This is a genomic window from Micromonospora haikouensis, from assembly GCF_000876225.1.
GTDB lineage: Bacteria > Actinomycetota > Actinomycetes > Mycobacteriales > Micromonosporaceae > Micromonospora > Micromonospora haikouensis.
Genome location: NZ_JXSX01000001.1, coordinates 1,107,670 through 1,120,827, shown reverse-complemented (window position 1 = coordinate 1,120,827; position 13,158 = coordinate 1,107,670). Strand labels below are relative to the sequence as shown.

Sequence of the window (13,158 nt, the reverse complement as noted above, 5' to 3'; positions counted from 1 at the left end):
ACGACAGCCGATGTGCCGCGCCAGCTCCAGGGTCGTCTTGTTGATCTTCTTCAGAGCGCGAGGGCTGTCGTAGGCGGTCGCGAGGTCCTTCGCGTACTCCACCGGCAGCACGGCGACGTTGTTGATGACGACGATGCGGTAGCTCTTGCCGACGCCGTCACCGCCGTCCGGGCCCTCGGTGACCTGCCCGACCTGCTGATCTCCACGGCGAAGGGCAGCGGCGCCACGGCGGGCCGACCCCGACCGCCGGTCCCGACGGCGCCCCCGGTCAGGCGGTGACTGCCGCCTCGAACACCACCGGATAGTCCGCCCAGCGGGTCCACCGGGTCGAGAAGGTGTCGGGCACCGCTTCGGCCGTGGGATCCGGTCGCATCCCGGCGCGCAGCAGTGCCTGGACCATGAGGGGCACGATGCCGAAGAGGTGGTTGTCGGGCGGCGGCTGGTCGCCGCGCAGCGAGAGGCCGACGGCGAGGTTGCGGCCGATGCAGGAGTGCACGCCGCCGCCGAAGGCGTGCGCGTAGCGCGGCACCGTGGCGGGGACCTCACGCCAGGGGTCGAACTCGTCGGCGCTGGGCCCGAAGACGTCCACGTCGCGGTTGGCCGCCGTCGTGTCGAGTTCCACGAGGGTGTCGGCGGGTACGACGGTGCCGTTCAGCACGGTGTCGGTGAGGGTACGCCGGCGGATCCGGGGAACCGTGGGGCGCAGCCGTACCGCCTCGTGCACGAAGCGCTGTACCAGGAACGTGTCCTGCGTTAGCCGGGACAGCGCGGACGGGTCGCGTCGGGCGTGGTCGAAGACGAGGTCAATGGAGTTGGTGAGCGCCTGGGCGCTGGTGTCGGCGCTCGCCTCCAGATAGAACGCCGTTTCCCGGATCACCTGGCCGTCGTCGAGCCCATGTGCCTCGCGGTGCCGCAGCAGCGTGGTGAGGAGATCGCGCGGAAGGTAGCTCTCCACCCTCTCGCCGGCCTTGACGGCGGCGATCAGCGCCGCCCGCCGATCCCAGGAGGGGCGCAGGAAGGTGCTGGTGAACCCGGCGAGCGCGGCGTCGGAGGCGCTGCGCAATTCGGCTTCTGGCACGACGGCCACGTCGATCGCGACCGCCCGGGTGAATGCCGCGGCGTACCGGATGAGCCGGCGGCGCTGGTCCAGCGAGTCGACGTCGAAGTCGATGCCGACCATCCGCGCCGACAACACGACAGCGAGCAGCGCGCCCGTTTCGACGAGGTCCGCCTTGCCCTGCCGGACGATCGGGGCGAGTGTTTCTTCGATGACCACGGGAAACAGTTTCTGTTCGTATTCGGTCAGCACCTCGCGGCGGAAGAGGGTGTTCTCGATTCGACGCCGGTCGCGGTGCTGGGAGCCGTTCAGCATCATGACGACGCCTTCGAGGATGTTGCCGCGTTCGAACCGTTCGGCGTCGATGCTGCGGGTCAGCGCGCCGTTAGACAACGCTTCCTGGACGTCGCGGTAGGTGCTCAGCACTAGGCTCGGCTGCGCGGCGTTCACTCGACTTCTCCATCCGGCGCACGGCCGACGGAGATGGCGGAACTAGGACAGTTCATCGCCAACTCCCTTGCCCGCGCTGCGGGCATCCGGTGCAGGGCTGGGCCGGGAAGGACACGTGCCGTCTGGTCCGCTTCGAAGGCGAAGACGTCGGGTTCCGCCAATACGCATTCGCCGCTGCCGATGCAGATCTGCGCATCCACCGACAGTCGTGCCGGCGCCTGGCCATCGCCCCCGAAAGGATGCGGATCACTCCGGTCGCTCATCGCTGCTCACGCCCCCGTGTCAAACGACGCTACGGTACCTCGACGCGAGTCTATGCACACGTGCCTCGACAGCCAAGAGCCTCGCGCCGCCCGGCCTTCGCGAACCAGGCCGACGAAACGGGTTCGGCCCCCCGGTCGGCCCTCATTATCAAGTAACATGACCCCGATCGATGGGATGCCGGCCAGCGGGGCAGTTCCAGGAAGGCAGGCTCGCGGTGACGAAATTTCGGGTGCAGTCGGCTTTCAATGAGCGACTCCGGCGGCCGGGCTCGGCGACGCGGCTGTCGCGGCTGCGCCGGGAGATGGAGGCGCGGAAGGTGCTAAGCACCCGCGACGACGTGCGGTTGCCGCCGATGGCCGCCCCGCTGCTGCTCGACCGTGAACAGTCGGCATACCTGCGGCACGCCAGCGAGCGCCTGGTCGCGCTGCTCACCACGGAGCTGGGCCGCTACGTACCGCACGAGCCCGACCTGCTGGACGCGCTGCGGATCGGCGCGGAGCTGCGGCCCTTCCTCCGCGACGCGCTGTCGACGAACGTCACCGTGGCACGCTGCGACTTTCTCTGGTCGGCCGAGGGCTGGAAGGTCGTCGAGGTGAACATCGGCGGCGCGGTCGGCGGCCTGGACGTCCTGGACTACAACGAACTCGCCGAGGCCGATCCGGCGATCGGTCCGTTCCTCCGGGAGCACGGCCTCTCCGCCGGCTCGCCCATCGCGGCGCTGGCCGATGCCGCCCTGGCGGCCTGCGCGCGCCTGGGCACCGCGTCGTCCCGGCCGGTGCTGGCCATCGTCGACAGTCCGACGTACGAACCGCTCTTCCATCTCGCCCACCGCACGCTCGCCAGGCACTACGCGGCCAGGGGATTCCGAGTGGTCATCCGCCACCAGAGGCGGTTGTCGCTGCGCGACGGCCACCTCTACGCCGACGACACGCACGTCGACCTCGTCCATCGCCAGTTCATCATCGAGGACATGCTGGAGGAGCCGGCGGCGGCGGTGCCGGTCTTCGAGGCCGCGCGCGCGGGCAACGTGGCTATCGTCACGGGTTTCCGCGAGGAGTTCCTCGGAGGCAAGGGCATGCTGGCGATCCTCCGCGCCGCAGCCGAGCGGGGCGTGCTCCCCGCCGACGACGCGCGGCTGATGCGCGCGGTGGTCCCCGAGACCTATCTGCTGCACCGGCCGGCCGGGCGGGCCTTCGCCGGAAGCGGCGACGGCCATGACCGGCTCCGCCACCCGGGAGCGGCGCGGGAATGGGTAGTCAAGCCCTCCATAGGCAGTTCCGGCGGCGAGGTCACGCTCGGCCCGGCCGTAAATGACGAGACGTTCCAGGCGGCGGTCGCGGCAGCCACCGTGTCGAACCAGGCGTGGGTGGCGCAGCGGTACGTGCCGAGTGACCTCGTCGACCTGCCGTTCCTCCAGGGGCAGGAGTTGACCTTCCGCGGCTGCCAGATCCACCCGAGCTTCTTCGTGACGCAGGGGCGGACGACCGGCGCGTGGACCCGGGTCGTCCCGGGCCGCAAGCCCGGGCTCATCGCAATGGCTAACGGGGCGCTGTACGGCGGGGTGTTCCTGGAGGACTGAGCCACCCCCGGGCCGCCAGAACGCTCCGAACGGCGGTCATACCCGACCGGCGGTGTGGTCGTCGGGTTCGATCGCCTGCGTCGCCCGGGCGCCGAGTCGGCGTACCGCCCAGATGCTCGTGCCGAGCACGAACGGAATGCCCAACAGGAACGCGGCCCGCACGTCGACCGTCGCGGCCACGACACCCCCGAGGACGGCGCTGACGGCCGCCGCGAGCGAGGTGATGCTACGCGAGAGGCCCATGACCCGGCCGAGCGTGTCGGGCGGCGCCACCCGCTGCCGGATCGTCACCGCCGCGATGTTCCACACGGCGAGCGCCATGCTGCTCAGGACGAGCAGGGCGCCCACGACGAACTCGCTGGTCGCGAGGACGAGGCCGACCTGCGACGCGACGATGCCGGCGGTCGCCGCCACGAGGGCCTTGGCGTCACCGATGCGGTTGCCGGCGCGCTCCATCACCAGCCCGCCGACGATGCCGCCGATGGAACTGACGGCGAGCAGGATACCGAAGACCGACGCTGGGGCGCCGATGTCCTCGGTGACGTAGATGACGAGTACCGCGTACCAGGCACTGTCGGCGGCGGCAACCGCAGCGCCGGCGAGGATCACGGACCGCAGCACCGGATCCCGCCGGACGACGCGGAAGCCGTCGGCGAGCAGCTCGGCCATCGGCCTGCGGACCTTCGGCGGGGGCCCGTCGTCTGACCGCTGCGTCCCAGAATAGCCGGGGTACTTGCCGACCAGAAGCGCCGACGAGAGAAAGAGGGCGGCCGAATGAAGCACGAATGGCAGCGTCCGGGCAACCTCGAACAGCCGGGCGCCGAGGAACGGGCCCACGAACTCGTTGCAGGTGATCCAGGCCGTCGAGAGGAGGCTGTTGGCCCGCGGGAGATTTTCGGACGACACGACCTGCGGCACCGCCACCTGGGACGCCGTGTCGTAGAGGCATTCGCCGAGGCCGATAACGAGTGCCGCCGCGTACAGCCACCAGAGTTCGGCCGTGCCCGCGTAGATGGAGATTGCGACGGATGCCAGCACCAGCGCGCGCACGAGGCTCACTGCCAACATCAGCCGTCGATGATTGACGAAGTCCACCACCGCGCCGGCCACCGGACCGAACAGGATCCACGGGACGAACTCCATGGCGGCGAGCCCGGCGATCGCGGTGGGATCGCGGGTCAGCGTCAATGCCAGCAGAGGAAACGCGGTGATACGGATGCCGTCACCGAGATTGGCGAAGCTGACCGACCCCAGCAGCCGCCAGTATCCGCGTCCCAGGGCAGCCCTTTCCCGCTGCTCAGGCGCTGATATTTCGCCCACCTCCCCGTGCCTCGGGTATACACGTGGCCAGTAGCCTCATGCTCCGGCGATGGTCAGATCGACCCGGCGCCAACCCACCTTTACGTAGTCGACGCCGGATGGCAAGCCCGCCATCGAAGGCGTCGCGCCACCCGGCTCCACCCTGGTTTGGTCCGGCCGCGACAGCCGATTTCGCGCCGCATTGCGAACGCGCGCCCGTCCGCAATCGCCGTTCGAACGGCACGGTCACGGCAACGCCGGCGCGGCCACGGTGGCAACTCCCGTTTCAGCGACGAGGCGCCCCGCGCCGAACGTCATTCGCTCACTGCGACGTCGGCTTGCCCGCTTCGGGCGGTGGCCGCAGTCGCAGGGGGCAGCGCCAGTCGGAAGGCACCGGTGCGCCCGCGAAGCCGGGCACCTGTGAGTCGTCCAGCGTCTTGGGCAGCGAGGGGTTCACCTGCCCTTGGAGGCGAGCGTCGCGTAGCCTGATCTGGTCGCGGAACCGCAGGAACGCCTCGTCCTCGGGGAATTGTGCCCTGTCCTGCTCCAGCGGGTTGAATACCAGGGTGGGCCAGGCGAACCGCCGCGAGAACCGGCTCGCCCCCGGGTAGAGCGTCACGACGAGGTGACCAAGACCGGCGAACGAGAAGGCGAAGTCCGGGCTCTCTGGATCCCGGGAGAACCGATGGTCCCAGGCGTCCTCGTCGATTTCGTGCAGGCGCTGCATCAAGGCCCAGAAGCAGCTTGCCCAGGCCGCCTCGTCGCCAGGGACCCGCGGCTCGACGAAGGATGCGACGTAGCTGTAGAGGTCGCCCAGTTCCAGCCGCACCTGAGCGAAGTGGCGCAGGTCGGCTGCGAGATCACGCAGGCTCTCCGAGGAGCCCATGTCTTCGTGGAGGTTGAAGAGATAACTGCCGTTGGCGAGGGCGGAACGCGCGCCGAGGCAGGGAAACGGTTGGGCCGAAACGAGGGCGTGTAGTTGGCCCCGCACCAAGTCCTTGAGCGCTCCGGGAACCGGCCCGGTGTCACGTCGGGGACGCTCTCGCGGCACCCCTCGAGCTGCCCTTTCCATGGTCAGTACCCCCGCTCGCCAAAAGCATAGAACGATTACCACAAACGTTCGGCGCGACGCTTCGGACCGCACTTCCGAATTGCCGGTGGCGGACCGGCACCGTGGCCCGGCACGATGGCGTGTCGGTCACGGGCGGCTCTGCAGTTCTGGTGAGCCAAGGGTCGGGTGCGGCCGCGGTCGCCCCCCGTCCCGGTCCACCAGAATGCTGGACGATCACAAACATCGCAACCCATCTTGGCGAATACGGTCGACCGTCGCGGACCGGTGAGGGCGTCCCAGCAGCGGTGATCAGCGGGAACTTCCCGCTACGCAACGTAGCCCTTGTGTTACGCCTTAGTGTTCGGTAAGTTGCAGAAGGCACGACAGCAGCGGTGTCTGTGAATGTATAACGGACCGGGCGGGGCACGTTCCCGCGCCAGGCACCATTGATCGAGCTGATCTTGTATTACGGGGGTAAGGTGACGGCTCTTGTCGAACGATGTCAAAATTTCGTGTTCACCGAGGACGAGGTCGCGCAGCTGTGGAAAGGCACGGCGGCCTGTCTCGGGACGGATCTGTCCAAGGCGGACGCCGACCAGTTGGTTTCGGCAGCCGCGCCGCTGATGTCCGCCCTCCCCGCGCGACTGCACCGGCACCTGCACGCCTACCGCACGGGTGCCATCGGCGGGGACGCCCTGCTGCTGCGCGGCCTTCTGCCGTCGCTCGACTTCGGGCCCAACCCCGTCTCCTCCGCCGCGCCGCTCGACACGGAGCTGGTGCAGCGCGTCGCCCTGTGCCTGCTGGCCGTGACGATGTCGCTCGGGGAGCCGTTCAACTTCCGGAGCCTCTACGGCGGGCGGGTCGTGCAACACGTCGTACCGGTGCCCGACATGGAGTACACCCAGACCAGCGAGAGCAGCAGCGGCAGCCTCGACTGGCATGTCGAGGACGGTTTCACCCCCGACCGCTGCGACTACTTCGCCCTGTTGTGCCTGCGGGGAGAACCAACCGCCGTCACCCGGTACGCCGCCGCGCGTGACGTGCGCCTGCCACCCGACGTGCGCCGGGTGCTCGCCGAGCCGCGCTTCGAGATGTTCGCCGACTCGGCGCACGTCTCGCCGCACCTCACCAGCTCCCGGACCCCGGTGCTGTTTGGGCCTCCGCACAACCCGGAGATCTGCTACGACGACCACTACCTGCGCGCGGCCGAGGGCGACCCGGAGGCCGCCGAGGCGCTGGTGGTACTGCGTACCGCGCTCTCCGACGCCGTGGTCGGGCACGTCCTGGAACCCGGCGATCTGCTGCTGCTGGACAACCGGCGGGTGGTGCACGCCCGCACTCCGTTCCGGGCCCGGCACGACCGGCGTGACCGGTGGCTCCTGCGCACGATGATCTGCTCGTCGCTGCCGCGGTTCCGGCAGCACGGCGCCCGCGTCATCTGACCCGTTGAAGCCGTCCGCCACGCGCGTGTGGCGGACGGCAACCCATCGCGATACGGGGAGTCCGTCCATGACGTCCTTACGAGGCGCTGCTGCCCTCTGCCCGAAATTCACGCCGTGGCAGTTCATGCTCGCTGTCGACGAGGTGAACTACGATCTGACCGAGCAGGCGGACTACGTCGAGCGTTCCGGCGACGAGCGTCCCCTCGTCAACCTCTCCTCCGGCGTCAACTTTCAGCAGCCGGCCTGGGAGTTCGTGGACTTCGTCCTCGGCGCGGCGCGGGATCCGCTGCTGTGGCACGACTACGACGGGCCGAACGGTCACGTCCTCGGGCGCGCGGCGGTCGCGGCGTACGAGACGCGACGCAGCGCCGGCCTCACGACGATCGGCCCGGAGAACGTCATCGTGACGGCGGGGGCGAGCGCGGGGATAGCCCTCGCCGCCCGGGTGCTGGCCGCCCGCGTCCGGCCGGGACTCCAGCGACCGCACGCCGTCCTGCCCGCGCCGACCTTCCCCCTGGTCGGGGCGGCGCTGTGCGACGCGGGATTCACGGTCTCCCAGGTGGTCTCGTGTCTTCCGGAACGTTGGCTGCCCACCGTCGAGGAGTTGACCGCCAGCGCCCCGCCGCAGACGACGGTGATCTATGTCAACACCTTCAACAACCCCACAGGCGAACGGTACAGCGAGGCCGAGTTGCGGCAGTTGGCCGTCTGGGCGAGGGACCGCTCCGTCGTGATCCTGCACGACGTCGTCTCGTCAGACCTGGCCCCGGAGGGACACCTGCCGCACCTGCCGTCGATCGCGGCGAAGGAGGGGTATGCCGACGGCGTGCTGACCGTCGGCAGCCTGTCCAAGTCCCGGGCGCTGCCCGGATTCCGGATCGCCTGGCTCATCGGCGACGCGCAGACGATGCAGGCGGCTGCGGCGGCCAACGAGCTGATCGCCCCGTCGTCACCGGGTCTGGCCTCACCGGCGCTGCTGCTGGACCGCCTGGCGATGCTCGAGGCCGAACGCCAGTACGGGTCCGCCCGCGATGGCGCCGAGCAGGTCGTCGATCTGATCGAGCCGCACTTCGCCACCTTCCCCGGGCTCCGGGAACTCACCTCGCGGCTGATCGACGAGGCTCACACGAGCGGCGCGATGGCTGGCCTGCTCGCCTGGCGACAGGACCTGCGGCAGCTCCTAGCGGCAAACGAGGCGATTCTGCGCACCCGGTTCGGCGACCTGACCGGGTGGGTTCCAACCTGGCGGGGAGACTTCAACACCTTCATCCACCTGCCGGCCCTGGACGGCAGGGACTACCTGCAGACCACCCACACGCTCTTCCGGCGGTTCGGACTACAGACACTGCCCGCACCCGCCTTCGGGCACACCGCGCAGTGGTGGCGGCAGCGGGGGTACTTCACCCGGCTGTCCTTCGCGCTTCCTCCCGCGCAGTGGGTGCGCGGTCTGGAACGACTGGCGGACGCGTGCGCCGCACTGGGTCGACCCACCGTCGGCGTCGGCCACCCGACAGCCACGGCCGCACCGACGAATGGAAGAGGGTGAACCATGTCGGCGTCCTATCCGGATTGTCCGAACGGATGGCGGATCTTCCCCACCGGCCTCCTTCGCTCCGCCGGACTGCCCTTCCGCTGGCTGGACATGCTCGCCGACGCCCGGCTCGAGGATCTGGCCCGGTCGGTGCTGGTGGCGGAGGAAACGGTACTCACCGCCCGGGCTTCGACGCTCAACCAAGTCAAGGCGCTGATCATGAAGACCGACGGGGACGAACGCCGCGCACTGCGCCGGGCCTCGCGGCGGGTGATGACCCTGCGACCGGTGCCGGTGGAACAACGGCCGGCCGAAGCCGCGCCGGCGCTCGCGCAGTGGGCCGACGCGCTCGACGCGTTTTCGACCGTCGAGGCGCGGGTCGAACAGGAGCTGCACGCCGCGGCCAGCCGCGAGCTGGAGATCCTCATGGCCCATGTCCGGCAGGGGTACTTCACCGACACGGTGATGCTGAGCAGCCCGGACGTGTACGACGAGTTGCGCCGCACTGCCGCCCGCAACGGCTTCCGCCGGGGCCGGGAGACCGTCGCGTACCGGTTCCTGCAACGGTTCTGCGGCAAGAACGAGACGGGCGGGCAGGTCGGGCCGTTGAACCTGGTCACGATCGGCAGCCCGGCCGATGGATCGTCAGTTCCGGCGACCGTCGTCCACGAGGACCCGGTCCTGGGCCCGCTGACCTATCTGCCGCGCGGCGACGGTCGGGCCGCGAACCGCCGCACCTTCATGGCCTACTGGGCCGCCACCGCCGTCGGAAACGCCGTGCTCACCGAGAACGGCACGGCACACACGATCCCCCGTCGGGTGATCGGCCCCGCCCCGGACGACCTCGACGACGTGGACGCGCGGGTGCTCGCCGCTGTCGACGGCACGGGCGGTCGCAGCGCCCTGGCTGCGGCGCTGGGCCTCGGCGAGGACGTCGTCGAGGCGAGCCTGGCCCGGCTGGTCGAGCGGAAGCTGATCCTCGACGACTGGCACGTCTCCGACTTCACCACCGACGCGGGCGCCGAACTGCGTGCGCTCGTCGGCGGCCTCGACGGCGAGAGCGCCCGCCAGGCGGGCGAGTTGCTGGACGGGATCGAGCGGTTCGCGTCGACCGGCCTGGTCGACCGGCCGGCGATGCTCGCGGAGATCACCAAGAAGTTCTCGGCGCTGACCCGCTGCTCCCCCTGGCGGGGCGCGGGCGGGTTGATGACGGACCGCGCGGTCTTCTACGAGGAGGCCGTCGGCAACATCGAGAATGCCCGGATCACCGCTGACGGGGCGGCCCGGCTGGTCGAGTGCATGTCGACCGCGCTGGACCTGCTGGCGTCCCTGGCCGTCGAGTCCCGCCTCGAAGGGCAGCGGCTGTTGGCGGACGAGCTGCGTCGGCGAGGGCTGTCGGGCCTGCCCGCGGCGGAGGCACGGGCGGTGCCGACCGGCGGCGCGGACGCGGAGCGACGCTACGAGCGACGGCTCGTGGACCTCCTGGACGCCCGCAAGACCGTCGTCGAGCTCGACCGGGCGGATCTCGTCAGGGCCGGGCTGATCCGCGACGACCTCGACGACTGGCCGCTCTTCGGCGCCGTCGACCTGATGCTGACCGGGGACCGGCCCGGCGACGAGCCGCAGATCATCCTCAGCGAACTGCACCACATCTGGCCGACCCTGGCCTGCCAGGTACGCGCCCTGTACACCGACGAGCAGCTCGGCAACGACGAGTTGCACAGGATCGTCACCCGAGAGCTGGCGTCGGCCCTGCCGACACTCCAGCAGGTCAGCCGGGACCAGAAGGGCACCGACTCGTCCCCGTACGGGCATCGGGTCCTGTGCCTGGACACCGACACGCCGGTCCCCGGGGCCGTCACGGTCCCGCTCGACCGGGCCGAGGTCCGGCGGTGGCCCAACGGCTTAATCGGCCTGCACGATCCCGCCGCGGGCACCGACCTGTGGCTGCTGCCCGAGTACGAGGACACCTATGTCGAGATCGGCGGCCTGATGAACTGCGCCCTGCCGGCGCTGGAGCTGCCGAGGCTGACGGCGGGCGCGCACACGCCGCGGATCGTCATCGACGGGGTGGTGCTGCAACGCCGCCGCTGGCATGCCAGCTCGGCCGAGGTACCGGGAATCCGGGGGCACCATCCCAGCGTCGGGGAGTGGCGGGCGATCATGCGGTGGCGCCACGACCGGGACCTGCCCCGCCAGGTCTACTTCATCGTCGACACCGAGGAAAAGCCGGTGTACCTCGATTTTGCCTCGATCGTCTCCGTCCGCAACTTCTGCCGGATGGTGGCCCGGGCGCGGCACGTCGTGCTCTCGGAGGCCCTTCCGGATCCCGACCAGCTGTGGTTGCGGACCCTGGACGGCCGCCTGACCTCGGAGCTCAGGTTCCAGGTGTGGCGTGACCGGGCCGTTGGCGGCACTCGCGTGGGCGCTCCGGGCGGGTGGCAGTCATGATCTACGCGTCCGCGGCGCGCATCATCATCGACGACGTGTTCCTCGCGGTACCGGACTTCCTCGGCCGCCCGGACGTCGAGCTCTACCTCAAGGTGGAGGGGCTCAACGTCGCCGGCTCCATCAAGCTGAAGACCGCCCTGTCGATGGTCGAGTCGGCGGAGCGGGAGGGCCGGCTGAAGCCCGGATCCCGACTCATCGAGTCCTCCTCGGGCAACCTCGGCATCGCGATGGCCGTCGTCTGCGCGTCGAAGGGCTTCTCGCTGACCGTCGTCACGGACGTGCGGACCACCTCGGCGGCGATGGCGATGCTGCGCAGTCTCGGCGCCCGGCTGGTGGTGATCCGGACCGAGGACGCCAACCTGGGCTTCCTGCAGAGCCGCATCGACTACATCCGGCGGGCACTGGAGCAGGACCCGGAACTCGTGTGGCTCAACCAGTACGCGAACCGGTCGAACCCGAACGCCCACCGCCAGCACACGGCGCAGAGCGTGCACAAGGAGCTCGGCCAGGTCGACGTGCTGGCCGTGGGGGCGGGAACGACCGGCACGCTGATGGGTTGCGTCGAGTACTTCCGGGAGCGGAGCCCGCGTACCCGCATCATCGCCGTCGACGTCGAGGGTTCGGTGACGTTCGGCGGCCCGCCGGGGCCCCGGCACGTTCCCGGACTGGGTACCAGCCGGCGCCCCGAGATCATGCGGGACGACGGCAGCTACGAGAAGTGCATCGTGTCGGAGTACGAGAGCATCGCGGTCTGCCGGGAACTGGCACTCCGCTACGGCGTCCTCGTCGGCGGCTCGACCGGCAGCGTCCTCACCGCCCTGCGCCGGATCGCGGGAACCCTTCCCCGGCAGGCCCGGGTCGTGGCCATCAGCCCGGACCTGGGCGACCGGTACCTGGACACCATCTACGACGACCAGTGGATCGCCGCGCGCTACCCGACGTTGGCGGGCGCGTGGCCGGAGGGCCGGCGTTCCCCCGAAGCAGCGCAGAAGCCGCGCCCCCACCAGCGAGGAGTGACCGGATGAGCAGCTTCCACCTGGTGCCGGGCGCCGTCGTCGCCGACGTCCTGGCGCGGTCGCGTCCGCTGGTGCTGCAGACGGTCGCCGACGCGTACGTGGCGCACGAGACGGGCGCCACCACGCTCGGACCGAGCGCGTTCCTGCGTTTCCCGGAGCGGCACGCGCGGATCATCGCGCTCTCCGCGCACGTACGCGTCCCGACGCAGCGGGTCGGCATGAAGTGGATCTCCAGCTTCCCCGAGAACCTGGCCCGCGGCGAGAAACGCGCCTCCGCCGTGATCGTGCTGAACGACCACGAGACGGGGCGACCCGTCGCTTGCCTGGAGGGGGCCCGGATCAGCGCCGCCCGCACCGGCGCGGCGGCGGCCGTGGCGGCGCGGGCCGTGCTCGGCGCGGGCGCCACGGAACGGCCGCGTCGCGTCGGCTTCGTCGGCTGCGGGCCCATCGCCAGTTCAGTGCTCGAATACCTCCTCCAGACCCCGATCGAGGTCGGCGAGATCCACTGCCACGACGCCGACTCGGCCACGGCCGACGCGATGGTCGGACAGGCCAGGCGGCTGGTGGCGGCGCCGGCGCGACGGGTCGGAAAGGCGGAGGCCCTCGACGCGGACGTCGTCGTCCTGGCGACGAACGCGCTGCGCCCGCACATCGGACCCGAGACGACGCTGCGTCCCGGCCAGGTCGTGCTGAACATCTCGCTGCGCGACCTGGCGCCGGAGGTCATCCTCGACGCTCAGAACGTGGTGGACGACGTTGCGCACTGCCTCCAGGCCGACACGTCGCCCCACCTCGCCGAACAGCAGGCCGGATCGCGGGGCTTCATCTCCGCGACCATCGGCCAGCTCCTGCTGGGCGAGGCCGAACTCGACGATCGCCGGCCGGTGGTCGTCTCCCCGTTCGGCCTGGGGGTGCTGGACGTGGCCGTGGCGGGAACGGTGCTCGACCGGGTGCTGGCCGAGGGGGCCGGCCTCGCCGTCGACGACTTCCTCGGCGACGTCCGGAACGAACGGTGACG

Annotated in this window: 10 protein-coding genes; 6 read left to right on the top strand and 4 right to left on the bottom strand. The window is 70.3% G+C overall.

Annotated features, from left to right (window positions below; all coding sequences use genetic code 11):
- Nucleotides 1-268: 268 nt before the first annotated feature.
- Both TK50_RS05070 and TK50_RS32780 read right to left on the bottom strand, forming a co-directional pair.
- The gene (locus TK50_RS05070) at nt 269-1,507 is read right to left on the bottom strand and encodes a cytochrome P450 (RefSeq protein ID WP_043961685.1); all 1,239 of its coding nucleotides are present in this window, start codon (nt 1,505-1,507) and stop codon (nt 269-271) included.
- On the bottom strand, nt 1,504-1,770 hold the full coding sequence (locus TK50_RS32780; RefSeq protein ID WP_082106173.1) for a ferredoxin: 267 nt from the start codon (nt 1,768-1,770) through the stop codon (nt 1,504-1,506). The genes TK50_RS05070 and TK50_RS32780 overlap by 4 nt, the downstream gene beginning before the upstream one ends.
- Before the next feature lie 215 nt (nt 1,771-1,985).
- Between TK50_RS32780 and TK50_RS05065 the strand changes: the two genes are divergently transcribed.
- Nucleotides 1,986-3,350 (top strand): circularly permuted type 2 ATP-grasp protein, encoded by a 1,365-nt coding sequence (locus TK50_RS05065; protein WP_144420162.1) that lies wholly within the window; start codon nt 1,986-1,988, stop codon nt 3,348-3,350.
- A 36-nt stretch (nt 3,351-3,386) separates the two neighbouring features.
- On the opposite strand, the gene TK50_RS05060 is transcribed toward TK50_RS05065, so the two are convergent.
- Complete coding sequence (locus TK50_RS05060) at nt 3,387-4,670, bottom strand: MFS transporter (RefSeq protein WP_082106172.1); 1,284 nt, start codon at nt 4,668-4,670, stop codon at nt 3,387-3,389.
- A 301-nt stretch (nt 4,671-4,971) separates the two neighbouring features.
- The gene (gene gntA / locus TK50_RS32000) at nt 4,972-5,721 is read right to left on the bottom strand and encodes a guanitoxin biosynthesis heme-dependent pre-guanitoxin N-hydroxylase GntA (protein WP_082106171.1); all 750 of its coding nucleotides are present in this window, start codon (nt 5,719-5,721) and stop codon (nt 4,972-4,974) included.
- Between the two features lie 491 nt (nt 5,722-6,212).
- Here gntA and TK50_RS05050 point away from each other — a divergent pair, with 491 nt between their 5' ends.
- From TK50_RS05050 to sbnB, 5 genes are all read left to right on the top strand, one after another.
- Entirely contained in the window at nt 6,213-7,142 is a 930-nt protein-coding gene (locus TK50_RS05050; protein WP_052503618.1) for a TauD/TfdA family dioxygenase, read from the top strand.
- Between the two features lie 67 nt (nt 7,143-7,209).
- Nucleotides 7,210-8,688, top strand: coding sequence for a pyridoxal phosphate-dependent aminotransferase (locus tag TK50_RS05045; protein WP_082106170.1), 1,479 nt, complete (start codon nt 7,210-7,212; stop codon nt 8,686-8,688).
- Between the two features lie 3 nt (nt 8,689-8,691).
- Nucleotides 8,692-11,124, top strand: coding sequence for a hypothetical protein (locus TK50_RS05040; RefSeq protein ID WP_144420161.1), 2,433 nt, complete (start codon nt 8,692-8,694; stop codon nt 11,122-11,124).
- A complete protein-coding gene (gene sbnA / locus TK50_RS05035) occupies nt 11,121-12,149 on the top strand; it encodes a 2,3-diaminopropionate biosynthesis protein SbnA (RefSeq protein WP_063838548.1) in 1,029 nt (342 codons plus the stop codon). Before TK50_RS05040 ends, sbnA begins: the two co-directional genes overlap by 4 nt.
- Nucleotides 12,146-13,156 (top strand): 2,3-diaminopropionate biosynthesis protein SbnB, encoded by a 1,011-nt coding sequence (gene sbnB / locus TK50_RS05030; protein WP_043961680.1) that lies wholly within the window; start codon nt 12,146-12,148, stop codon nt 13,154-13,156. The genes sbnA and sbnB overlap by 4 nt, the downstream gene beginning before the upstream one ends.
- The last annotated feature ends 2 nt before the right edge of the window (nt 13,157-13,158 follow it).